At 63.8% G+C, this 25,742-nt stretch carries 6 protein-coding genes; all 6 read right to left on the bottom strand.

What is annotated here, in order from left to right:
- Window positions 1–241: 241 nt before the first annotated feature.
- The 6 genes from C5F71_RS23350 to C5F71_RS23325 all read right to left on the bottom strand — a co-directional run bounded on the left by C5F71_RS23350 (window position 242) and on the right by C5F71_RS23325 (window position 25,642).
- The gene (locus tag C5F71_RS23350; RefSeq protein WP_177410437.1) at window positions 242–2,767 is read right to left on the bottom strand and encodes a TonB-dependent siderophore receptor; all 2,526 of its coding nucleotides are present in this window, start codon (window positions 2,765–2,767) and stop codon (window positions 242–244) included.
- Between the two features lie 107 nt (window positions 2,768–2,874).
- Entirely contained in the window at window positions 2,875–3,819 is a 945-nt protein-coding gene (locus C5F71_RS23345; protein WP_104912058.1) for a FecR family protein, read from the bottom strand.
- Complete coding sequence (locus tag C5F71_RS23340; protein WP_224791175.1) at window positions 3,816–4,322, bottom strand: RNA polymerase sigma factor; 507 nt, start codon at window positions 4,320–4,322, stop codon at window positions 3,816–3,818. Before C5F71_RS23340 ends, C5F71_RS23345 begins: the two co-directional genes overlap by 4 nt.
- A gap of 125 nt (window positions 4,323–4,447) precedes the next feature.
- Window positions 4,448–7,618, bottom strand: coding sequence for an amino acid adenylation domain-containing protein (locus tag C5F71_RS23335; RefSeq protein ID WP_104912057.1), 3,171 nt, complete (start codon window positions 7,616–7,618; stop codon window positions 4,448–4,450).
- Window positions 7,615–13,353, bottom strand: coding sequence for a non-ribosomal peptide synthetase (locus tag C5F71_RS23330; protein ID WP_256587992.1), 5,739 nt, complete (start codon window positions 13,351–13,353; stop codon window positions 7,615–7,617). The genes C5F71_RS23335 and C5F71_RS23330 overlap by 4 nt, the downstream gene beginning before the upstream one ends.
- Window positions 13,346–25,642, bottom strand: coding sequence for a non-ribosomal peptide synthetase (locus tag C5F71_RS23325; protein ID WP_104912055.1), 12,297 nt, complete (start codon window positions 25,640–25,642; stop codon window positions 13,346–13,348). The genes C5F71_RS23330 and C5F71_RS23325 overlap by 8 nt, the downstream gene beginning before the upstream one ends.
- Window positions 25,643–25,742 lie beyond the last annotated feature (100 nt).

Genomic DNA, 25,742 nt, shown 5'->3' with positions numbered 1-25,742 from the left:
CCCTGTTGCAGAGGGACGGTTTTGGCTTGAATCGGTGTCGAGCCATTAATGAACGTTCGGGATAAAAATAATTTAGAAGGATTCTCAATCACTTTGTAACAGTCGCAAAACCTTTGCCTTAGGTCCACACCTCATCTTGTCAGGCACGCAGGGGCGCACTCACCTCTAAATCATTGGCGAGCTTGGCGCACGCAAAAAAAATCACCTCAGGTGAGGTGATTTTTTACGACGAAAGGAAAGCCTAGAACGTACCCCGCACAGTCAGCATGTAGTTGCGCGGTTCACCGTAGTAATTGCCGTACTCGGAAGTCTTCAGGGTCTCGAAGTACTTGCGGTCAAACAGGTTGTTGCCGTTGAGGGCAACGGTCCAGTTTTCGTCGACTTTGTATTCGACCATTGCGTCCCATACGGCGTAGCCGCCTTGAGCGAAGTCAAAAGGCGTCTCACGGGAAACATCGTAGTAGTTGCCTGTAGGATTTTTTCCATCGACCCGATAAGCAGTTCCGCTGGCATAGCTGGCGCTCTGGATGTTGACGCCACCACCTACTTTCCAGTCAGAAAGGCGATCAGGCAATGTGTAAACGGTCCACAGTTTCGCCAAATGCTTGGGTGTAACCGTAGTGAGGAAAGTGTCCTTGGTGCCATTGTCTGTGAGGTTCAAGGTGTAGCCGCCCATCACCATCCACCCAGGCAACACCTCACCACTGGCTTCTAGTTCAAGACCCTTGCTGATGATTTCGCCTTGAGCCAGATAGCAGCAACTGCCGCCATACAAGACTGATTCCGCCACGTACCGCGGATCTTGAATCGCCTCTTTCTCGCGCTTGGTATAGAACAGCGCAGCCGATACGTTCAGCGTTCCGCCGTAGAGCTCACCCTTAATGCCGGTTTCGTAAGTCTTGCCAACCATGGGTTCCAGGGCTTTTCCAGAAGTACTTGGGCCTTGCAGTTGCTGGGCCTGGGGCTTGAAGATTTCCGAATAGCTGGCGTACGCCGACCATTCATCATCGAGGGCGTAAACCAAACCACCGAAGGGAACTAACTTGGTCGGTTCACGATGATTGCTCTGGGACTCAATGCCCCATGCACCTGTATCAGCCTTTACGGCCATGTAGGTCTGTTCGAACTTATAGCGCTGCACCCTGGCGCCGATGATCAATTTGAGCGGATCTGTCAGTTGTAAACGCAAGGTCGAGTACAGACCATACTGCTTACGGGTATTGGGGCTGTAATCACGCTCAAGCTTGTTGCCAATGCTGTCAGAAGGTAGAGGTGTGAGGTCTGGATTGTAGACATCAACAGGATAGAAGCCCTGCATAGCTTTCGTTGAGCGCCAGCGGCTGGTCACCTTCTGTGCATCAGCACCGATCAGCAGTTCATGCTCACGATTGAACGCCGTAAATTTTCCGGAAACGTTGGCATCGAACAGCGTCTGTTCGCTCCAGTTTCTAATGTAACTCCCTCCCCAGGTAGCACCTTCAAGCGTTACCGGATCAGGTGAGCCCCACAGGAATGCACCTTTGGTCTCGGTTTTATCGAAGGTATTGGTCAAGGACACGTTCAACTTCCAGTCGTCAGCCAATTCCTGGTCGTACTTGGCGAAGATTTCCTGGGAGCTGTTATCGCTATAAGCCCAGTTCGGTGAGTACCAAGTGCGACGACTGAGCTTCAAGTCCTGCCCGGTGCTGAAGCGTGGCAAACCGTCGCCAGTGCCGTTTTCATGAATTTTCTCGTAGCGCCCTCCGACGGTAACCCGCGCCGTGTCTGTTACATCAGCCTCCAACACGCCGTAAATGAAAGGTTTCTCGGTGCTACGGTTATCCATGAAGTACTGGCGATCGGTATTGGCGACCACCACACGCCCACGCAATTTACCGTCAAAGGCCATTGGCCCCGTCACGTCGACCTCAGTACGGTAATTGTCCCAGGAACCTGCCGATGTATTGAACTTGAGCTGGAAGTAGTCCAGCGGACGTTTACGCACGGCGTTGATGATGCCGCCCGGATCGCCAGTGCCGCCGAACAGGCCGGATGCCCCCTTCAACACCTCGATATGGTCGAACTCAGCCATGTCATAGGTTTTGTTGGCGTAGAAGGTCCCGATACCAGAGCCGATGTCCATCGGCGAGGCACCATCAATCTGAATGTTATCGATACGGAAACCACGAGAAATGAACTGCGGCAGGCGGTAGTTGGCGTTTTTGACGGTGATGCCCGGCGTGCGCCGCATGGCATCGGACAGATCAACAATGCGCCGGTCTTGCAGGACCTGTTGGGTGATGACAGACACCGACTGCGGTGTGTCCCTCAGACTGGTAGGCGTTTTTGAACCGGCGCTGACAAGTCCGGTAGTGTAGGAGCCGGAGTTTTCCGTCATCTCCCCCATCCCCTGCCCCTGAATGGTGGTAGCCCCCAACTCCACCGCCCCTCCCTGCGCCGGTGTTTTTTCAATCAGGATCACATCATCACTGACCCGGGCGCTCAAGCCGCTGCGCAGTAGCAACCGATCAAGCCCCTGCTGCACCGGATAATTTCCCTTGAGCCCGTCCGACTGCTGACCAGCGACCAACTCGCTGACGACCATCAATCGCAACCCGGACTGCTCGGCAAAGCGCGTCAGTACCTGGTCCAGTTGGCCGGCTTCGATGTCGTAGGTCCGGGTGTCGGTCTTCTGTTGCTGCGCGGCCTGTGCCGGCAGGCTCATTGCCACGGCACTGGCCGTAGCAAGTGCCAGGCTCAAGGCGGTGTGCCTGATCAGATGCTGCATAACGCTCCCCCTGCTGAAATCAGCCAAATAAAAATCAATCTCAACAGGAAAGACGTCAGCCTTCTGAAACCCGACAGCGGCAGCCAGCGTATTTTTTAAACCCGAGGTTACTGGCGCGGCGAGTCGTCGCGTTCGATCACGGTCAGCCATGGCAGCAGGCGCACGCGCAGTGGCAGCGTGCGTTGCAGCAGTTTCAGTTGGGCGTCGGTGTCGTCGGTGGCGATGATGCCGGTCACGGGCAGGGCGCGCAGGCTGTTATCGCGAACCCAGATTACGCCACGGTGGTAGCGGCCGAGTTGTTCCAGCACCTCGCCCAGGGGTTGGCGGTTGAAGACCAGTTTGTCGCGGCGCCAGGCGGTAGCGGTGGCGACGTCAACCGGTTGGCTGCGCGAGAGGCCGTCCGGGCCGTATTGCACGGCCTGCCCGGCTTCCACATCGGTGGTCTGCGGGTCGCCGTCCAATGTCACGCGCACGGTGTGTTCGGTGACGACCATGCGCACTTGCTCGCCCTCGCGCCGCACGTCGAAGCCGGTGCCCAGCGCGCGCAGGCTGCCACGGCCGGCGCGTACTTCGAATGGGCGCTGGGTGTCGGGGGCGACCTGGACGAACAGTTCGCCGCTATATAAATGCAACACCCGGCGACCCGCTTGCATGTCGATATCCACGCGGGTGCGCGGCGCCAGCTCCAGGTGCGAGCCGTCGGCCAATGTCACGCGGCGGTGCTCGCCCAGGCCTGTCACTTGGTCCGCCATCCAGCCTTGGTGTTCTGCCTGCCAGGACAAACCGCCGGCCAGGCCCAATGCGACGACCAGCCCCAGTTGCAGCAAGCGGCGTGATGAGCCGGGTGGACGCTCCAGTGCGCTGCCCAGGCTCTCCCACAAGCGTTCCGCCGCGTGGGCGGCACGCTGGTGTTCGGGCGAGGTTTCGCACCACTGCAGGTAGGCGTCCCAGGTAGGTGCCTCGGCGGTGCCCGAATGCAGGTCGACCAGCCATTGCAATGCTTGCTCGGTGAGCAGCGGCGAAGGTTTATCCGGGGCAGGCTCGCGCGTCACTCGGTCATCCCAAGACGCCGGGCGCAATGCAGCACCGCGCTCATGATGTATTTGCTGACCATGCTGGGAGACACCCCGAGTTGCTTGGCAATCGCCGCATGGCCCAAGCCGTCGAGGCGGTTGAGCAGCAAAGCCTGGCGGCTGTTATCGGACAATTCTCCCAACGCCTGTTGCAACAGCTGCAACTGCTGGCGCATCTCCACCAGTGCGGCAGGGCCCGGGCATGGGTCGAGCAGCTCGTGCTGCACATCTTCCAACGAATCCATAGGCCCACGCCGCGTACGGCTGCGGCCCAGGTCGATGATCAGGTTGCGCATGACGCGAATCAGGAAGAACCGCGGATTGGTGATGGTATGGGTGCGCTGCTGCCGGTCGAGGCCGACATAACGTACGAACGCGTCCTGCATCAGGTCTGCCGCCATTTCCCGGTCACCCAGGCGCCGGTAGGCAATCTGCTGCAGTTCGCGATGATAGAGGCGAAACAACCGATCCAGATGATCCAACGCACACTCCATGAGCATCCGTGTGCAGGGCACACATAGGGGGCGCTAGACTACAATTTATGAGAATCGTTCGCAACAGCATAAAATTAGCGGGCGCTGATTGACCGCCAGCGCCCGCCACTGCCTTAGCTCTGCACCGCCGCCTGTTGGCGCGCCCTTTCCAGCAATGCGGCCTTCTCTTCTGGGCTCAATGCATCCAGGCGCAAACGTGCCTGGGCCAGTTTCTCCAGTTGGCCGGGACTGTCTTCCTGGGCACGCAGGGCCTGGGCCAGTGCCCCGGGGCTTGGGTGGTCGAACACGATGCCAGGGTGGACTTCGCAGTGCAGCAGTTTGCGAATCCCCGCCACCAACTTGATCACCAGCAGCGAATGGCCGCCAGCGGCAAAGAAGTCGCGGTCGCGGCTCAGGCGTTCGCGGCCCAGCAACTGGGCCATGCGGCTGGCCAGCAGGGCCTCGAGGGCGTCCAGGGGTTCGACGAAGCTGTCGTCTTCTTCGATCAGTTCCAGGCGCTGCAAGGCCTGGCGGTCGACTTTGCCATTGCCCAGGCGGGGCATGTGCTGCACCACTTGGTACTGACGCGGCACCATCACCGCCGGCAAGTGCTCGATCATGTGTTGCTTGAGGGTTGGCAGCCACTCGGCAGGCGCGTCCTGGCTTGGCAGTACAAAGGCTACCGGCTCATCCTGCGCCAGTAACACCACGGCTTCGCTCACACCTGGGGCGCGCAGCAGGTGTTGTTCGATCTCTGCCAGTTCGATACGGAACCCACGCACTTTCACCTGATGGTCGCGCCGGCCATACAGCACGATACCGCCCTGGGGCAGGTAGCGGGCCAGGTCGCCGCTGCGGTAGAGGCGCTCGCCAGGGGCAAACGGGCTGCTGATAAACGCTGCGTCGGTCTGCGCCGGGTCGTTGAGATAGCCACGGCACAATTGCTGCCCGCCGATATACAGTTCACCCAGTTCACCGCTGGCCAGCAGTTGCTGGTCCTCGCTGAGAATATACAACTGGTTGTTGGGCAGGACCCGAGTCAGGGGAACGCCCAGTTGCTGCAAGTCCTGCGGGCGGATCGCATGCACAGCGACGCCGACGGTGGTTTCGCTGGGGCCATAGTGGTTGAACAGGCGGCAATCGGGGCGCAGGTTGAAGATGCGCTCCACCAACCCCTGGCCGATTGCTTCGCCGCCCAGGATCAGGGTAGCAGGCACTTGCGGCTGCGGCGCCTCGAGCAAGGCGGCGAGATGGGACGGGACGATCTTCAGGCAGTTGATGCCCTGGGTCTGGATGAATGCTGCAAAGGCCTGCGGGTCCTGCATCGTGGCTTCATCAGCGATATGCAAGGTGGCACCGTTGTACAGCGCGCCGAACAGGCTGGTATTGCCCAAGTCTGCGGCGACCGTGGAGCCCTGGGCGAAGTGCCGGCAGGCGGCCAGGTCCAGTTCACTGCTGACACCCGCGACATAGTTGAGCAATTGCCGATGCTCCACCACCACGCCCTTGGGCACACCGGTGGTGCCGGAAGTAAACAGCACGTAAGCCGCGTCGTGGCCTTGCAGGTTGGCGCTAGGCCCTTGCGGCAATGGCTGCTGCAGCGGTTGATCGAGGTCCAGCACTGCGCAGCCCAAACCAGCCAGCACCGTGCCCTGGGTGACGAGCAGTTGCGCGCCAGCCTGTTCCACCAGTTGGGCCTGGCGCGCCGCCGGCCAGCTCGGGTCCAGGGGCAGGTAGGCGGCACCTGTGCGCCAGGCGGCGAGAATGGTCTGCACCTGCGCGACACCGCGCGGCAAGGCCAGGGCGACGATGCTCCCCGCGGTCACGCCATGACCGCACAGACGGCTGGCCAGTTGACGCACGCCGCCCTCCAGCTCGGCATAGGTCAATGCTTGATCGCCCGCGACCAGCGCCACTGCATCCGGGGTGATTTCCGCCCAGTTGCGAATATGCTCGGGCAACAGCACCCGCTCTTCCAGCACTTGCGGCGCTGGGTTTAAGGCCAATAGGCGTTGGCGTTCCGCCTCACCCAAAAGACTCAGGGTGGCGATGGCTGCGTCCGGCTGCGCCAGCAAACTGGCGAGCAGCACTTGATACTGCGCCAGCAGCGTCTGCATCGCGGCCTGGCTGTACACCGCCGCGGCATAGTCCAACGACAGGCCGCAGACGGCACCGCCCTCCTCCACACTGACGGTCAACGCCAGTTCGAACAGCGGCCGACTATCAGCACGGTAGGCGCAGCGCCAGGCGCTGGTGCCCTGCGTGCGCGAGGCCGGTTGCTGGCGCACGCCAAAGCCGTGGGTCAGCGGCAGGCCCGCGTCGAGCGGCGCATATTCCTGCCAGGTGCCATGGCTGTCCAGCACGCCCGCCAGCTGCGCCAAAACGCTGCTGAACGAGGCCGTCGGCGCCAGGTTGAGGTTCAGCGCCAGGGTTCTTTCCAGCAGGCCCACGGTCGGCGCGAAGAACTCATAGTCCTGGCGCGCGTCATGCCGCAGGCCAGCGACAAACCCTTCGCGGCCGCTGATCCGCGCCAGCAGCACCCACCACGCGGCTTGCAAGAGCGTGGTCACTTGGGTGTCGTGCTGGGTGGCGAGCGAGCCCAGGCGCGCCAACACACCCGGGGCGATGTCGCTGCTCAAGGACTGCCCTGCAGCGTTGCCCTGCACGGTATTGGCGTAGCGGCCCGGCAAGTCCGGTGCCAGCGCGCCCGCTCCCGGCAGGTAGGCTTGCCAATAGGCTTTGGCAGTGTGCGCGTCTTCGTCCAGCACCACTTCTGCGTGCCACTCCAGGTACTGGGCAAACTGCCCCAGTTCCTCGTCCACACTGCAACTGCCCTGCTCATAGGCTGTGCACAGGTCTTGATAGAGGATCCCCAGGCTCGCCTGATCGCCGACAAAACCCGCCAGGCCCAAGGTCAGTTGCCACTGCTGGGTGTCGATACGCTGCAACAGGCCCTCGAAAAACAGCCCCGACGCCAGGCTCACCGGGCGCTGGCACCACAGCGCCAAGACCTGCGCGGTGTTGCTGGCCTCATCCACCGTCAATGCGTCATTCGCCGCACCGGCATCAAAGAACTGCCGCAGGCCGCGGTAACCGGGGGCATTCGCCAAACGCGCGGCCAGCGCGGTGTGACGCTGACGCAACCCGTTGATAGCCGCCCGCAGGCGTGGCACGTCGAGTGCGCCGCTGATCTGGATCGTCAGCAGGTGCGCGATATCGCCCCAGCTCGCTCCGTCCTGGGCGTCCAGCACCCGCTGTTGCTGTTCCGCGAGCAGCGCCAGGCCTGCATCGTTAAGCGTACTCATGCGTCAGTCCCTTCAGTTTGCATACGTGTGGAGGGCGCTACCGTTTCCAGGTCGCGCCGTTCGATCATTTCGCCCATGGCCACGACGATTTTGCGCGGGCCTTCAAAGGGGTCGCGGGCGTGGGCGGCGAGCATGTTGTCCAGCAGGATCACATCGCCCTTGCGCCAGTCAAAGCGCACCGCGCAGGCCTCGTAGAGTTCGCCCAGTTGCTGCATCACCTCGTCTTCAATCGGGCTGCCGTCGCCGTAATACACGTGGCGCGGCATGCGCTCGGCGCCGAACAGGCCCAGCAGGTCGTCGCGCACGTCGGGGTCCAGGCAGTAGATATGGTGCAGTTGCACCTGGTTGAAGAAGGTTTTTTCGCCGGTGCTCGGGTGAGTGATGATCGCCGGGCACGGGGTGCGGATTTGCAGCTCGTCGTTGTCCAGCCAGGCCCACTGGATGCCGGCCAGGGCGCAGCGCTGCTCGACCTGGGCGCGATCTTCAGTCTTGAAGAAGTGCTGCCAGGACACGTCGAGCTTGTCGGCGAAGGTGCGCACATACAGCAGGCCCTTGCTTTCGAAGGTATCGCGCAACGCCTGCGGTAGGCGCTGGTACATCAGCCGGCAATCGACCACCGGCGTGGCCCCGCCCACGGGCGACGGTTGTTCACAGAAGAACAGTTGCTTGCGCGGCCAACGATCCTGGTGCGAGCTCTCGTTGTGGAACAGGATCATTTTCTTTTCCGGATACGGCGTGGAGCGGTAGGTATTCTTGCCGCCCTCTTTCTTCGGCAAGTCGCCGTACTGGCCGTACAGGCCCGGCTGGACCGCTTCGGCAAAGGCCTCGAAATCGTGGATATCGCGCATGGCAAAGCCACGGAACAGGATCCCCGCGTGCCGCGCAAGTTTCTCTTCGACCAGGGCGCGATTGGCCTGGACCCAGGTCACCAGGTCGAGACCCGGGTCGTTGGGCTCCATCAGCAACGGGAACACCTGGTCGGCGTTTAACAGTGACTCGCGCATGACCGGCAGCGGCGCCCTGGCCACCGGGTTCGACGGTTTCTTGAGGAACTTGCCCAGCTTGTCGGCCTTCGGGCTGGCAGGAGTGGCAGGAGCAACAGCGGTATTCGACGGCATGATGATGTCCCCTAATCGGATGTCTGGATCCATGACAATCTGTTGAAGAATTCCCATCCAGGCGCTCACTAGTTCGGTGATGCGCTCTTGTTTGAATAAGTCATTGGCGTACTGCCAGGTGCCTTGCCACTGCCCAGCCTCTTCGTCGATAAACAGCGCCATATCGAACTTGGAATAGCCGCCCAGGCTGGGCACCGTTTCCACGGCAATGTCCGCCAGGCCCGCGCTGTGCACCGGCAGGTTGTTCATCACAAACAGCACTTGCACCAAGGGGTTGAAGCCCTTGTGACGCGGCACGTTGCTGGCTTCGGCGATCATGTCCAGGGGCAGGTCCTGGTGCTCGAAGGCCGTAAGCGTGGTTTCCCGGGCAGCAGCGAGGAAATCGCTGAACCGCGCCTTGGCGTCGAAGCGCGAACGCAGGGGCAGGATGTTGACGAAGAAACCAATCAGGCCTTCCAGCTCGGCATGCTGACGCCCCGCCACATCGGCGCCCACCAGCAGGTCGTCGCTGGCGGCGAGGCGGTGCAGCAACACCTGGAATGCGGCCAACAACGTGGTGTAAGGCGTGACACCCTGGCGTGCGGACAGGCTTTTCAGTGCCTCGCCCAACGCCGGCGGCACGCTGAATGACTCGCTGGAGCCCTCGAAGGACGGCATCGGCGGCCGCGCAAAGTCTGTCGGTAGCAGCAGTTGCCCAGGGTGACCGGCCAGGGCGCCCTTCCAGTAGCCGGCCTGTTGCTGCAACACCCCGGCCTGCTCCAACTCCAACTGCCATTGGGCGTAGTCGCTGTATTGCACCGGCAGCGGCGGCAGATCGATGCCACGCCCCAGCTTGAGCGCGGCGTAGTGCTGCACCAGTTCACCGACCAGCACCGCCATCGACCAGCCATCGGAGATGATGTGGTGCATCGAATACAGCAGCACATGTTCATGGGCGCCCAGGCGCAGGATCTGCCCACGGAACAACGGCGCCTGTGCCAGGTTGATCGGGCGCCGGGTGTTGTCGAGGGTGGCCTGGGCGACCTGGGCTTCCTGTTCGATACGGTCCATGTGCGACAGGTCGACCAGGGCGAAGTCCACCGTCACGTCAGGTGCGATCACCGCCAGGGGATCGCCGTCATCGTCGGCGACATAAGCGGTGCGCAGCACCTCGTGGCGTTGCACCACGCACTTGAGGCTTTCCATCAGCAACGGCACCGAGACTTCGCCCCGCAATCGCAACGCCAACGGCATGCCATACGCGCCGTTGCCGGCCGAAAACTGCTCGGCCACCCACAAGCGGCGCTGGGCCAGGGACAAGGGCGCAGTGCTGCGCGGGCCATGGGCGTGCAAGGCGATCTGCGCCGGGGGTGCGGCCGAGCGGCTTGCCAGCAATGCGGCAAAGTCTTCCAGCACTGGGGCATTGAACAGGTCACGCAAACCCGGGCTGCTGGCCAGGATAGGCTTAAGCCGTGCGATCACCTGGGTGGCCAGCAGTGAGTGCCCGCCCAACTCGAAGAAGTTGTCGCTCACCCCCACCTGTGCCAGGCCCAGCACCTGTTGCCAGACCTCGGCGATCTGCTGCTCCAGGGTGTTGCGCGGCGCGATGTAGTGCTGCTGCAAGGCACTGGCATCCGGCGCCGGCAACACCTTGCGGTCGAGCTTGCCGTTGGGGGTCAGCGGCAGGCTATCAAGGAACACCCAATGGCTGGGCACCATGTATTCCGGCAGGTCGCCCTTGAGCTGAAGCTTGCAGGCGTCACGCAAAGCCTGCTCATCGCTCACCGCTTGCATGGCGACCACGTACGCCACCAACTGCGGATGGCCTGCGACGTCCCGCACCACCACGGCCGCTTCGCGCACCTGTGGTTGCTCCAGCAGTCGCGCTTCGATTTCCCCCAGTTCGATCCGCAACCCACGGATCTTCACCTGGTGATCCACCCGACCGATGTACTCGATCACCCCATCCGCGCGGTAGCGCGCCAGGTCACCGGTGCGATACAGGCGCGCACCGGGAGCGCCGAACGGGTCGGGCAGGAAGCGCTCGGCGGTGAGTGCCGGACGCTGGAAATAACCCCGCGCCAGGCCGTCGCCGCCAATCAACAACTCGCCGGCGACCCCGACCGCTACCGGCGCCAGGTTATCGTCGAGGATAGACAGGCTGGTATTGGCAATCGGCCCGCCGAGCCACGGCTGTGGCTGGGTTGGCGCGAGTGGGTACTGCGCCGACCAGATGGTGGTTTCGGTCGGCCCGTAGAGGTTCCAGACCTGGGGCGATAGCGCCAAAAGGCGGGTCGCCAGTTCCAGGGGCAGCGCTTCGCCGCCGCACAATAGCTTGCAGCCCTTGAGGGCATCCGCCTGGGGGTGATCGAGCAGCATGCGCCATGTGGAAGGCGTGGCTTGCAACACGCTGATGCGCTGCTGTTTGACCAGGGTGAGCAAGGCTTGCGGGTCGAGATTGATGTCCTGCCCGGTCAACACCAGGGTGGCGCCGACCAGCAGCGGCCCGTAGATTTCCAGGCCGAAAATATCGAACGAAAAGGTGGTCAGCGACAGCAACCGATCATGGGCGTCCAGCCCTGGTTGGCGAGCCATGCTGCACACGAAATTGGTCAGGGCGCCATGGCGCACCATCACCCCTTTGGGTTTACCCGTGGAGCCGGAGGTGTAGATCACATAGGCCAGGTGTTCTGCGGTGCTGCGCGGCAGCGGGTTTTCCACGCTGTAGCCATCGAGCCACGCACCCGGCTGGTCCAGGGCCAGCGCAGTGACCCCGGCCGGGATCGGCAAGCGCGCGAGCAACGGTGCCTGGGTCAGCAGCAGGGCCAGGCCGCTGTCTTGCATCATGTAGGCCAGGCGATCCTCGGGGTACGCCGGATCCAGCGGGATATAAGCGCCACCGGCCTTGAGAATCGCCAGCAGCCCGACCACCAGGTCGACACTGCGCTGCACCGCGATGCCCACCAGCACATCCGGGCCCACACCGCTTTCGATCAGGCGATGAGCCAGGCGGTTGGCCTGCTGGTTGAGCTGGGCAAAGGTCAGCGATTGGGTATCAAACACCAACGCCAGCGCATCCGGCGTACGGGCAGCCTGGGACTCGATCAACGAGTGGATGGCGCTGTCACGGGGGTAGTCGGCGGCGCTGGCGTTCCAGGTTTGCAGCGCTAGGTGTTGTTCGGCGGCGCTGAGCATCGGCAATTGGCCGATGCGCTGCCGGGGATCATCGACCATGCCCTGCAACAAGGCCTGCCAGTGCCGCGCCATGCGCTCGACGGTCGAGGCGTCAAAGATATCGGTGGCATAGGTGAGCGCCGCCGACAGGCCGTCGGGGCCGTCGAAGGTGTTGAGGGTCAGGTCGAACGGCGCACTGAGGTTTTCCGAGTCGACGGGTGTACACAGCAGCCCCCCCAAGGGCTGGCCATCGGCAAACCGCCCGGCTTCCATCTGGTGGTTGAACATGACCTGGAACAACGGCGTGTGCAGGCTGTTGCGCTCGGGTTGCAGCGCCTCCACCAATTGCTCGAACGGCAGGTCCTGCCAAGTCTGGGCCTCGTGGGCGGCGGCCTTGACGGTTTGCACAAAGTCCGCAAACGGCTGCTGGCTGTCGAGCGTGGCCTGCATCACCTGGGTGTTGACGAAAAAGCCGATGACCCGCTCCGTCTCGGCCCGGTTGCGGTTGGCGGTGGGCACGCCGACCCGGATATCCGACTGGCCGCTGTAGCGGTGTAACAGCACCTGGAACGACGCCAGCAACAGCATGAACGGACTCACCCCTTGCTGCTGCGCCAAGCCTTTGAGGCCGTCGCTCAAGGCGCGGTCCAACGCCAGCGGCAGTGTCGCGCCGCGCTGGTCCGGCGGCGCCAGGCGTGGGCGATCCACCGGTAGCTCAAGCAACACGTGCTCGCTGCCCAGCTTGGCGCGCCAATAATCCAGCTGCCGACGCCCTTCCCCGGCCTCCAGCCACTGTCGTTGCCAGGCGGCGTAGTCGGCGTATTGAATGACCGGCGCCGGTAACTCACAGGGCGTACCCGTGACCTGGGCGATGTACAGCGCCAGCAGCTCATCGATCATGATCTGCATCGACCAGCCATCGGTGATGATGTGGTGCAGCGTCAGTACCAGCACATGCTCATCGTCCGCCAGGCGCAACAGTGCGGCACGCAGCAGCAGATCGTGTTGCAGGTCGAACGGCTGGCTGCTCTGCGCCTGGACAAAGGCCTTGACTGCGGACTCGGGGTCGCCCGCCGCAGCGTCCTCTACCACGAGTTCCAGCGCTTCGATGGGCCGGACAATGCAGCGCACCTGCTCATCCTGCTGCACAAAGCCGGCGCGCAAGCCTTCATGGCGCGCCAACAGCTGCGACAGGCTGCATTGCAGCGCCTCGACATCCAGTTGGCCCTTTAAACGCAATGCCGCGCAGATGTTATAGGCACTGCCCTGAGGGTCGAACTGCCAGAGAAACCATTGCCGCTGTTGGGCATACGACAGTTGCTGAGGCCCGGTTTCGCTCGCCGGCACAATCGGAAAACGCGCGACGTTGACGCCCTGTTGCTCCAGCTTGCTGAACAGTTGCGCGCGCTTGGGTGCGCTCAAGTCCTTGATGCGCGCCACCAGTTCCGCAGTTTTGTTAAGCATTGCTTTCCTCCAGGTTTTCCTGCTCCAGCTCATCGAGGGCATCGAAGATCAGGTCAAAGTCATCTCCCAGGCCGTCGTCCTGGACCGCGTCGGCCAACGTTTGGGCCAACGCCCCAAGGCTGCCCTGGGCATAAAAGTCCTTCACGGCCACGTCCACCCCAAGCACCGCCCGCACCCGGGACAGCATCACCACCACTTGCAGGGAATGCCCTCCGAGGTCGAAGAAGTTGTCGACAAGCCCCACGCGCTCGACCGTGAGCACTTGCTGCCAGATCTCGGCCAGTTGCTGCTCAAGCGGCGCAACCGGCGCCACATAGGCCTGTTGCATCTGGCTGACGTCCGGGGCCGGCAGGGCCTTGCGGTCCAGCTTGCCGTTGGGGGTCAGGGGCATCTGGGGGACAAACACCAGGTGTGTCGGGACCATGTAGTCGGCCAGGTGCTGCTTGAGGCCGGCCTTGATCGACTCGCGCAACGCTGCGTGTTGTTCGGTGCTATCGGTAGCTTCGGCGAGCACCACATAGCCCACCAGTTGTGGCCCGCTGGGGCCGTCCAGGGCCACCACGGCCGCTTCGCGCACCGTGTCCTGGGCCTGGATGCGCGCCTCGATTTCCCCCAGTTCGATACGAAAGCCGCGGATTTTCACCTGGTGGTCCAGGCGTCCGAGGTACTCGATCACCCCTTCGACGCGATAACGCGCCAGGTCGCCGGTGCGGTACAGGCGCTGGCCGGGGGCACCGAATGGGTCTGGCAGGAAGCGCTCGGCAGTCAGGCCGGGGCGCTGGAAGTAGCCGCGCGCCAGGCCATCGCCGCCGATCAACAGCTCGCCGGGCACGCCGACCGGGGCCAGCGCGCCGTCCTGGCTGAGGATGTACAACGCGGTGTTGTCGATGGGCCGGCCCAGCCATGGCTGGCCGTCGAGGCGATGGGCGGCCGACCAGATGGTGGTTTCGGTCGGCCCGTAGAGGTTCCACACCACGCCGCCGAGGGCGAGCATGCGTGCCGCCAGTTCATCGGCCAGGGCTTCGCCACCGCAGAGCAAGGTGCAGCCTTGCAATGCCGCCACCTGCGGGCTGTCGAGCAACATGCGCCAGGTCGAGGGCGTGGCTTGCAGGGTGTTGACGCGCTGGGTCGCGACCGTGGTGAGGATCGCGTCCGGGTCGAGGGTGGTGTCTTTGTCCACCAGCACCGCACAGGCGCCGACGGTCAGCGGCAGGTAGATCTCCAGGCCGAAGATGTCGAACGAGAACGTCGTCAGCGAGAGGATCCGCTCACCCGCCGCAAGCCCCGGTGCGCGGGCCATGCTCGCAATGAAGTTGCCGAGGGCGCCATGGGCCACCATCACACCTTTGGGCTTGCCGGTGGAACCGGAGGTGTAGATCGCATAGGCCAGGTTGTCCGGCCCCGCCGACGCGGGAGGGTTGTGGCTCGGATAACCGGCGAACCAGCCCGCCTCGCCCTCCAGCACCAGTGCCTGCACACCGCCCGGAATCGGCAGCGCACCGAGCAGCGGCGCCTGGGTAATCAGTAAGCCCAGGCCGCTGTCTTGCATCATGTACGCCAGGCGATCGGCCGGGTAAGCCGGGTCCAGCGGCACGTAGGCGCCACCGGCCTTGAGGATCGCCAGCAGGCTGATGATCATCGGCAAGCCACGCTCCACCGCAATCCCCACCAGATGGTCCGGCCCGACACCTTCGGCCAGCAGCCGGTGGGCCAGTTGGTTGGCCTGGCGGTTCAGCTCGCCATAGGTCAGCGACTGTTGGCCAAATACCAGGGCGACGGCACCGGGCGCGCGCTCGGCCTGGGCCTCGAACAATTGATGAATGCACTGCTCGCGCGGGTATTCCACCGCTGGCGGATTCCATTGCGCGACCACCTCGCGTTGGCGGGCGACGCCTTGCATCAACAAACCACCCAGCGCCAGCTCGGGCTGATCGAGCATGCCCAGCAGCAGGTGACGCAAATGTTCGCTGAGTTCGTCGATGGTGCCGACGCCAAAATGCGCATGGATAAAGCGCATATGCACCGTCAGGGTCTCGCCCAGGCTGACCAGCAGACTCAGCGGGTAGTTGGTCTGCTCGACACTGCGTACCTCACCGAACACCAGCCCCTGGGGCGCACCGCGCTTGAGGGTTTCGGCCACCGGGTAGTTTTCAAACACCAGTAGGCTGTCGAACAGCGCGTCACCGCTGTGCCCGGCCCAGCGCTGGATATCGAACAATGGCGTGTGCTCATGCTCGCGCAGGGCCAGGTTTTGCGCCTGTACGGCGTGCAGCCATTGGCTGACGGTTTGCTCAGCGCGCGGGCTGGCAATCACCGGCAAGGTGTTGATAAACAACCCAACCTGCTGCTCGATACCCGCAAGGTCTGCCGGGCGGCCGGCAACCGTGGCGCCAAAGGCCACGCAGTCCTGCCCGGTATAGCGTTGCAACAGCAGCAGCCACGCGGCTTGCACCAGGGTGTTGGGGGTGACTTTCTGCTGGCGGGCAAACTCGCCCAGACGGCGGGTTTGCTCCACATCCAGCGTCAGGTAATGATCGCCATGGCCACTGCCAAACACCGGCCCCGGGGCGCTGACCGCCTGGGCCAGCAAGGTCGGCTCTTCCAGTGCCGCCAGGTTGGCGCTCCAGAACTGTTGGCCGGCCTGTTGATCCTGGCGTTGCAACCAGGCGATGTAATCGCGATAACGCCCCACCGACGGCGTCGGCACCTGGCCGTCATAGCGTTGCAGCACTTCGCCCAACAGTTGGGAGTTGCTCCAGCCATCCATCAGGATGTGGTGGTGGGTGTAAAGCAGCTCGCTACGACGCTCATCCAGGCGCACCAGCACCAGGCGCAACAGCCCTGGCTGGTTCAACGCAAAGCCCTGGGCCAACTCGGCAGCGGCCAGCGCTTGCAGTGCCGCCGGTTGATCGTTGCGGTCACGCCAGTCGAGCACGCTGAACGGTACTTCAAGCTGCTTGTGCACCACCTGCACCGGCTGCGGCAAACCACCCTGCCAGGCAAAGGCCGTGCGCAGGATCGGGTGAGCATCGACCACCGCCTGCCACGCCGCACGGAAGCGTTCGGGATCGAGGCCATCGATGCCGACCTGCATCTGGTTGACATAATCGCCGCCGCCCTGCTCCAGCAGGCTGTGGAACAACATGCCTTGCTGCATGGCTGACAGCGGATAAATGTCCTCGATGGCTGCAGGCACGTCAGCCAGCGTATCCACTTGCGCCTGGGTCAACGCCGCCAGCGGGAAGTCCGACGGCGTCACGCCGTGTTCGCCACGGGTCGTGCAATGCTCAATCAGCGCCTTGAGTTCCACGGCCAGGGCATCGGCCAGTGGCTCAATGGTCGCGGCGTCGAACATCTGCTGGCTGAAGGTCCAGCCCAGGCACAGCTCGCCGTCGAACACCTGGCCGTTGAGGGTTAACCAGTTGCCCAGTGGCGCATCCGGGTGCTGCTCCAGCCCGGCGTGTTCACCACTGGGTACGAACAAGGCTGCTTGCCCGCCTTCGAGGCTGCTGTCGAACTGGCCCAGGTAGTTGAAGGTAATACGCGGCACCGGCAGCGCTGCCAGGGTTTGCTGCACGGCAGCGTCGCCCAGGTAACGCAAGGCGCCAAAGCCTACGCCCCGATTGGGAATGGCGCGCAGTTGCTCCTTGACCTGTTTGATCGAATCGCCCAGCGCCTCGGCAGGTGCCAGGCGTACCGGGAACAGGCTGGTGAACCAGCCCACGGTGCGGGTCAGGTCCTGGTTGTCGAACAGCTCTTCACGGCCATGGCCTTCGAGCTGGATCAGCACTTCGTGGCGCCCGGTCCAGCGCGTGATAACCCGCGCCAATGCCGTCAGCAGCAGGTCATTGACCTGGGTGCGATAGGCCGCGGGAGCCTCCTGCAACAAACGCCGGGTCAGGTCGGCATCCAGGCGGGTGTCCAGCGTCACGCCATCGCGACTGCGCAGGCTGGCACCAGGCTTGGCGCCCGGCAGAGGGTTGTCGGTTGCGTGCAGTGATTGCCAGAACGCGATCTCGGTTTGCAGCGCGGGGCTGCGGGCAAGCCCTTGCAGTTGCTCGGCCCAGGTTTTGAACGCGGTGGTCTTGGCCGGCAGGCCCACAGCGGGCTGGCGGTACGCGTCCTGCAGGTCTTGCAGGAGGATGCGCCAGGACACACCGTCGACCACCAGGTGATGGATGATCACCAGCAGGCGCTGGCTGCCATCGGCCTTATCGAACAATACCGCGCGCAGCAGCGGGCCGTGTTGCAGGTCCAGGCTGGCCTGGGCTTGATCGGCCAGCGCCTGCAGCTCGGCTTCATCGTTGACCCGGTGCTGCCACAGCAGCGCAGGGGTTGACGCCTCGCCGTGGCTGGCGAGCCATTGCTCGCCGTGCTGCTGGAACCTCAGGCGCAACGCATCGTGATGGGCAACCAGCACCTGCAAGGCCTGGGCAAGTCGTGCGCTGTCCAAAGGCTGCTGGGGCGTCAGCAGCACGGACTGGTTCCAGTGCTGACGCTGGGGAATATCCTCGTCAAAAAAGGCCTGCTGCACCGCCAGCAACGGCATGCCACCGGCCACCGGCCCCTGGTCGATGCTCGGCAAGCCATCGCCGCTGCGGGTTACAGTGGCCAGGCCGTGAATGGTCTGCTGCTCGAACAACGCCTTGGCAGTAAAGTGCAGGCCCGCCTGACGGGCTCGGCTGACCACCTGCATCGACAGGATCGAATCGCCGCCCAGTTCGAAGAAGTTGTCGTTCAACCCCACGCGCGGCAGGTTCAACACCGTTTGCCAGATAGCCGCCAGTTGCTGTTGCAGCGCCGTGACCGGTGCCACGTAATCGTGTTGCAACAAGCTGGCGTCCGGCGCTGGCAGGGCCTTGCGGTCGAGTTTGCCGTTGGGGGTCAGCGGCAAGTGGTCTAGCAACATCCAGTAGGTGGGCACCATGTAGTCTGGCATGCTCGCCTTGAGACTGGCCTTGAGCCGCTCGCGCAAGGCCGGCTCGGCTTGCGCCGGCACGATATAGGCCACCAGTTGCTGGGCGCTTGCGCCCTGATGGGCCAGCACCACTGCGTCACGGACACCGGGTTGTTGCAGCAGCCGCGATTCGATTTCGCCGAGCTCGATACGGAACCCACGGATCTTCACCTGATGGTCGATCCGCCCGCAGTAATGCACCACGCCCGCTGCGTCCCGGCGCGCCAGGTCGCCGCTGCGGTACACGCGGCTGCCAGCCACGGCAGCGAATGGGTCGGGAATGAAGCGCTCGGCAGTCAGCGCCGGACGCTGGTGATAACCCAGGGCCAAGCCCTCGCACGCGGCAATGCACAACTCACCGACCACGTCATCGGGCAGCGGGTTGGCGTCGCGATCCAACACATACAGCGCCCGCCCCGGCAAGGCACGGCCAATCGGCACGCCATTGGCCGCGTCGGCATCCATCCGTTGGCACAAGTGGGTGCTGGATACCACCGTGGCTTCGGTCGGGCCATAGGTGTTGAGCAAGCGCACGCTGCCAAGGCCGGCGGCGTGCCAGAGCTTGAGCCCTTCCACCGACATTGCTTCGCCACCGACATGCACCTGGCGCAATTGCCCGCGACTGCGCTGCGGGTCCGCTGCCCAGTCCTGGGCCAGCAAGAACCAGTACGCCGCCGGCAAGTCGGCCAGGGTCACACCGTGCTCGATGATCTGCTCGTACAGGGTCGCGGTGTCCCAGGTGTCGTCACCGCGCAGCACCAGGCAGGCGCCTTCGCACAACGGTGGGAAGCATTGCTCGACAAACCCGTCGAAGCTGAACGTGGCGAACTGCAGCACCCGCTCCTGCGGGGTGAGTTGCGAGTATTCGGCGGCGATCGTGCAGAACTCGCGCAGCGCACCATGGGCGATGGACACGCCCTTGGGCTGCCCGGTGGAGCCGGAGGTGTAGATCACGTAGGCCAGGTGCTCGGCCAGCGCCAGGTTGACGAGGTTGGTACACGGGTAGTCGCGCTCCGAACCGTCGAGCAGCAGGCACGGTACGCGGGCATCGGCCAGGGCGTCGTCGAGCACACCAGGCTGGCGCAGCAGCAAGTCCATGGCGATGTCATCAATCATGTAGGCCAGGCGCTGGGCCGGGTAATCAGGGTCCAGCGGCACATAGGCGGCACCCGCCTTGAGGATCGCCAGCAGGCTGGCAATCATCGCCCCACCGCGACGCACCGCCAGCCCGACTCGCTGGCCAGGCATCACACCCTGCTCGCGCAGGCGGTGGGCCAGGCGGTTGGCGCGTTGGTTGAGTTCGGTGTAGGTCCAACGCTCGTCACCGCTGATCAAGGCCAGGGCATCCGGGGTCGCCGCGGCGCGCCGTTCGATACGCTGGTGCGCCAGCAGCGGGTCGAGCGTCGGCTGCACTGCGCCTTGCTCCAAGGCGGGATCGCGCAGGCTCAGGTTGCCCAATGCCTGGCCGTTATCCTCGACAAACTGTTCAAGCAATTGCAGCAGACTCGTGCCGATAGCGTGCATCTGTTGCGGGCTGAAGTCGGCCTGGGCGTAGCTGAAATCCAGGCTCAGGGTTTCACCCAACTCGATGCCCAGGGTCAGCGGATAGCTGGTCTGTTCATGGTTGTGCAGCCCGCTGAAGCTCAAGCCGGCAGGAGCACCGGCTTGCAGCGCCTGGGACACCGGGTAGTTTTCGAACACCAACAAGGTGTCGAACAGTGCGCTGCCGGGCTGCCCGGCCCAGCGCTGAATGTCGTATAGCGGCGTGTGCTCGTGCTCACGCAGGGCCACGCTGTGCGCCTGCACCTGTTGCAGCCAGCTGGCGACGCTATGGGTGGCATCCGGGCTGCAAATGATCGGCAATGTATTGATAAACAGCCCGACTTGCTGCTCGATCCCCGGCAAATGGGCCGGACGCCCGGCCACCGTCGCGCCAAAGGCCACGCTTGGCTGGCCGCAATAACGTTGCAGCAAAATCGCCCAGGCCGCTTGCAGCAGGGTGTTGAAGGTGACTTTGTTGTGCCGGGCAAACGCCCCGAGGCGCGCCGTGGTGTGGGTATCCAGCAACAGGTGGTGACTGGCATGCCCGCTGCCTGAGCGCGGCGCCGGCAAGGCGTTGGCCAGCAGGGTCGGCGCGGCCAGCGCTTGCAGGTGTGCGCTCCAGAACTGTTCACTGGCGCGGGCGTCCTGGGCCAGCAGCCAGCCCACATAGTCGGCGTAGCGCCCGCAGACCGGCGCCGGCACGTGCCCTGCGTAACGTTGCAGGACTTCCCCAAGCAACTGCGCGTTGCTCCAGCCATCCATCAGGATGTGATGGCTGGTGTAGATCAGCTCATAACGCTGGCCCGCCAGCGGTACCAACACCAGGCGCAACAACGGCGCCTGATGCAGATCGAAGCCTTGTTTGCGTTGTTCGAGGGCCAATCGATCGAGGTCGTCGGGGGCCTGGTCCAGCACCGTCAGCGGCAGTTGCGCCGAGCGCTGGATCGCTTGCAACGCCTGCGCCTGGCCTTCCCAGACGAAGCGCGCGCGCAATACTTCATGGCGCTCCAGCACCGCTTGCCAGCATTGGCCAAACCGCTCCACGTCCAGGCCATCGATGGTCAGGCGCAGTTGGTTGATATAGGCATCGCCACCGGCGTCGTAGGCGCTGTGGAACAGCATGCCCTGCTGCATCGGCGACAGCGGATAGAGGTCCTCGATCTGCGCCAGGGGCAGGCCCAGGCCTTCCAGTTGCGCCTGGTCGAGGCTGACCAGGGGAAAGTCCGAAGGTGTGGCGCCGCCCTGTTGTGGATCGAGGCAATGTTCGATCAACTCGTGCAAGGTCTGGGCGCAGTGATCCACCAGGGCCTGAATGGTCTGGCGACGATACACTTCGCCACTGAAGCTCCAGTCCAGTTCCAGCTCGCCAGCGTATACCCGCCCTTCCACGCTCAGCCAGTTGGCCAGGGGCGCCTCCAGGCTCTGGGCCTGGCCGCCGCCTTCGCTGGCCGGCACGAACAGCGCATCCTCGCCAAACTGCTGGTCGAACTGCCCCAGGTAATTGAAGGTGATCCGTGGCTGGGCCAGCGCCGCCAACTCGTCAGCCGCAGCGCCGTAGCGCAGCACGCCGTAGCCAATGCCCTTGTGGGGCACCTGGCGCAATTGCTCCTTGATCGCCTTGAGGGTGTCGCCCAGCTCGCCGCTGGGGGTCAGGCGCAATGGATACAGGCTGGTGAACCAACCCAGGGTGCGGGTCAGGTCGATATCGTCGAACAGTTCTTCGCGACCGTGGCCTTCCAGTTGGATCAGCGCCGAGGGTTGGCCGGTCCATTGGCAGACCGTGCGCGCCAGGGCTGCCAGCAGCAGGTCGTTGACCTGGGTGCGGTAGGCCGCAGGCGCCTGTTGCAGCAGTTGCCGAGTCTGTTCGCGGCCCAGGCGCAGGCGGATATGCTCAGCCACTGCCTGGGTTTGCCGGCCTTGCGGGTTATCCCGAGGCAAGTCGGTTGCCACGCCCTGCAATTGCTCGCGCCAGTACGGCAACTCGGCCAGCAGCGCCGGGCTGCGGCTGTAGTCGTCCAAGCGTGCGGCCCACTGCTGGTAGGCACTGGTCTTGTGCGCCGGCACCAGGGGTTCGCCGGCCACGCCTTGGGCGTAACCGCGCTGCAGATCTTCCAGCAGCACACGCCAGGACACCCCATCCACCACCAAGTGATGCAGCACCAGCAACAGGCGCTGGCTGCCGTCGGCCATGTCCACCAGCATGGCCCGCATCAATGGGCCGCGTTGCAGATCCAGGCTGGCCTGGGCGAGATCACATTGCTCACGCAAGGCCTCGACGCTGGCGGCCTGGCGCTGCCACAAATCCACCGTGGCCGATTCCGCGTGCGCCTGCTCCCAGCCTTCCCCGCGCTCGACGAAACGCAGGCGCAAGGCATCGTGCTGGGCCACCAATGCCTGCAACGCGGCCGCCAGTGCCGCGACGTTGACCGGCTGCCGGGGGGTGAGCAGCAGCGACTGGTTCCAGTGCTGGCGAGCCGGAATATCCTGGGCAAAGAACCATTGTTGGACCGGGGTCAGCAACACCGGGCCCTGGGCCGGCCCTTGCTCGATGGTCAGCGTCGACACTTCGCGGGCGGCAGCGGCCAGGCTACGCAGGGTCTGGTGGCGGAACAGGTCGCTGGGCGCCAGTTGCAGGCCGGCCTGACGGGCGCGGCTGACCACCTGGATCGACACGATGGAGTCGCCGCCCAACTCGAAAAAGTTGTCATCCAGGCCGATCTGCGGCAGCCCCAGAATGTCCTGCCAGATCCCGGCCAGCAGCAACTGCCGGGGCTCCTGAGGCGCACTGAACGCCTGCACCTTGGCCTCGCCGGCCCGTGGCAAGGCCTTGCGGTCCAGCTTGCCGTTGGGGGTCGCGGGGAATTGCGCCAAGGCCATGATCACCGTGGGCAGCATGTATTCGGGCAGGGTGTCGGCCAGGTGCGCGCGCAAGGTTTGTTCGAACGCGGCTTGATCCTGCGGCATGGCCGCCGGCACCACATAGGCCACCAGCAACCGGCCATCCTGGGCGATCACCAGCGCTTCCTTGATCTGCGGGTGGCTGAGCAGACGTGCCTCGATTTCCCCCAGTTCAATACGCAGGCCGCGAATCTTCACCTGATGGTCAATGCGCCCGACGTATTCGATGACGCCGTCAGGGCGGTAACGGGTCAGGTCGCCGGTGCGATACAGGCGCTCGCCGGTGGTGGAAAATGGGTTGGGTACATACTTTTCGGCGGTCAAGGCTGGCTGGCCGAGATAGCCCCGGGTGATCCCGGCACCGGCCAGGTGCAACTCGGCAGCGGACCCGGTGGGTACGGGCTGCAAATCGGCATCGAGGATGTAACCCTGGGTGTTGCTCAACGGTCGGCCAATGCATGGCTGGCCCCCCGCTTCGCGGGGCGTCCAGGTGGAATAGGTGGTGTCTTCGGAGGGGCCGTACAGGTCATAGACCTGTTTGATCGACGGCTGCTGATAGAGGCTATCGACCAGCGACTGCTTCAGTGGCTCACCCGCGAGGTTGATGATGCGCACGCTCTCGGGGATCTGCCCGGCACGCTGCAAGGCATTGATCGCCGACGGCACGGTGTTGATCAGGCGCACCTGGTCGCGGGCCGGCAAGTCCGGCAGTTCCAGGGCATTGCGCGCGAGAATCAGCGAGCCACCGTTGGCCAGGGTGACGAAAATTTCCCACACTGACAGGTCGAAACACACTGAGGTCGAGGCCAGCACGCCCTGGATATCTTCACGGCTGTAGACCTGCTGCGACCAGTGAATCAGCGCCAGTACGTTGCCATGGGCAATCGCCACGCCCTTGGGCTTGCCGGTGGACCCGGAGGTGTAGATCACGTAGGCCAGGTTGTCGGGCTCCACCTGCGTGACGGGTGCCGTCAGCGGGTAGTCGGCCAGGTTATCCATCAACAGCACCTGGGCCTGGGTCTCGGGCAAGTCTGCGAGCAGCTCGGCCTCGGTCAGCAGCACCTGGGCGCGGCTGTCTTTGAGCATGTAGGCGACGCGGTCGGCGGGGTAATCCGGGTCCAGCGGCACATAGGCGCCACCGGCCTTGAGCACGCCAAGCAAGGCGATGATCAAGGCGTCGGAACGCTGCATGGCCACGCCGACCCGCACTTCGGGGCCCACGCCCAGTTCGATCAGTTTGTGGGCCAGTTGATTGGCTTGGCGGTCCAGCTGGCGATAGCTCAGGGTCTTGGTGCCATAGGTCAGGGCCAGGGCGTCGGGCTGGCGCTCCACCTGCTCGGCGATCAGTCGATGAATACTGCGCTGTTGCGGGTACTCAGAGGCGGTGGCGTTCCAGTCATGAATCTGCTGCTGGTAGTCTGCGGCATCCAGCATGGGCAACTCGGCCACACGCTGCTGCACGTTGTCGACCATGCCGCCCAGTATGTGAATCCAATGACGGGCCATGCGTTCGATGGTGGCGGATGTGAACAGGTCCGTGGCAAAGGTCAGCGCGGCGCGCAGGGTGCCACCCTGCTCCCAGGTGTCGAGGCTCAGGTCGAATTGGGTGGTGCGGCTTTGCCACTCCACCAGGCTCAGGGACAGCCCGGACTCCAGCACCAGCGCCTCAAGATCAGCCACTTGCGGCTGGTGGTTGTACAGCACCTGGAACAGCGGCGTGTGGCTCAGGCTGCGCTCTGGCTTGAGGGCCTCGACCAGGCGTTCGAACGGCAGGTCCTGGTGGGCCTGGGCACCATTGACCACGTCCTTGAGTACCTGCAGCAAGTCGCTGGCCCGCGCCTGCCCATCGACGTGCACCGCCATGACCTGGGTGTTGACGAACAGGCCGATCAAGCCTTCGGTTTCACCCCGGTGCCGGTTGGCAATCGGCACGCCCACCCGCAGGTCGGTCTGGCCGGTGTAGCGAAACAGCAGGATCTTGAAGGCGGCCAGCAACACCGTGAACAACGACACGTTCTGCTGGCGCGCCAGCAAGCGCGCGCCCTCGGCCAATTGCGCCGGCACCGCAAACTCAAAACGCTGGCCCTGATGACTGGCCACGGCTGGACGCGCAAAGTCCAGGGGCAACTCCAGCACCGGGTGCTCATCGCCCAGTTGCTCGCGCCAGTAATCCAGTTGTCGCGCCTGCTCCCCGGCTTCCAGCCAGCGGCGCTGCCACAGGGCGTAGTCGCTGTACTGGATCGGCAGGGCCGGCAATTGCGGCGACTGCTGGCGTTCAAAGGCGTCATAGCAACGGATGAACTCGTCGATCAGCACGTTCATCGACCAGCCGTCCGAGACGATGTGATGCAGGGTCAACAGCAACACATGCTCCTGCTCGGCAAGCTTGAGCAATTGCACACGCAGCAACGGGCCGGTGGCCAGGTCGAAGGGCTGCAGCGATTGCGCGGTGGCGGCGGCCATCACCGCCTGTTCGCGCTCGGCCGGCGGCAAGTTGCAAAGATCCAGAGGTTCGATCGCCAGCGCAGGCTCGCAGGGCACTTGCAACAGGCGCTCATCGGCCTGGCGCTGGAACACCGTGCGCAGGGTTTCATGTCGCGCGATCAGGCTGGCAAACGCCTGCTCGATCGCCGCCAGGCTCAAACGCCCCTTCAGACGCACCGCTCCTGGCAGGTTGTAGGCGGCGCTGGCCGGATCCAGTTGCCACAGAAACCACATCCGCTGCTGGGCGTAGGACAACGCCTGGCGATCCTCGGCCTCGACCTGGGCCGGAATCGGAAAACGCGAGAAGTCGATCCCTTCTTTTTGCAGCGCCTGGAGGAACATCTGGCGTTTTTCCAGGGGCAACCCGATAAACCGGCGAGCAAGTTTCAAGGAGTCTTCAGCGTTCATTTCTTGGGATCCGGAGCAATAGGCAGGAAGCACAAAGGCACGTCGTCCCTATAAAACGAATCCAGACGGGAAAAATTAGCGCAGGCGGGTGTAGTCATCA

It is taken from the genome of Pseudomonas sp. LG1D9 (assembly GCF_002949995.1).
GTDB lineage: Bacteria > Pseudomonadota > Gammaproteobacteria > Pseudomonadales > Pseudomonadaceae > Aquipseudomonas > Aquipseudomonas proteolytica.
The sequence above is the reverse complement of the archived record's forward strand: the minus strand, read 5'-3'. Positions and strand labels throughout refer to the sequence as shown.

Excerpts from the sequence above, each read along its gene's own strand:
- C5F71_RS23350 (WP_177410437.1), bottom strand. The coding sequence starts at position 2,767 with ATGCAGCATCTGATCAGGCACACCGCCTTGAGCCTGGCACTTGCTACG.
- C5F71_RS23335 (WP_104912057.1), bottom strand. The coding sequence starts at position 7,618 with ATGAGTACGCTTAACGATGCAGGCCTGGCGCTGCTCGCGGAACAGCAA.
- C5F71_RS23330 (WP_256587992.1), bottom strand. The coding sequence starts at position 13,353 with ATGCTTAACAAAACTGCGGAACTGGTGGCGCGCATCAAGGACTTGAGC.
- C5F71_RS23325 (WP_104912055.1), bottom strand. The coding sequence starts at position 25,642 with ATGAACGCTGAAGACTCCTTGAAACTTGCTCGCCGGTTTATCGGGTTG.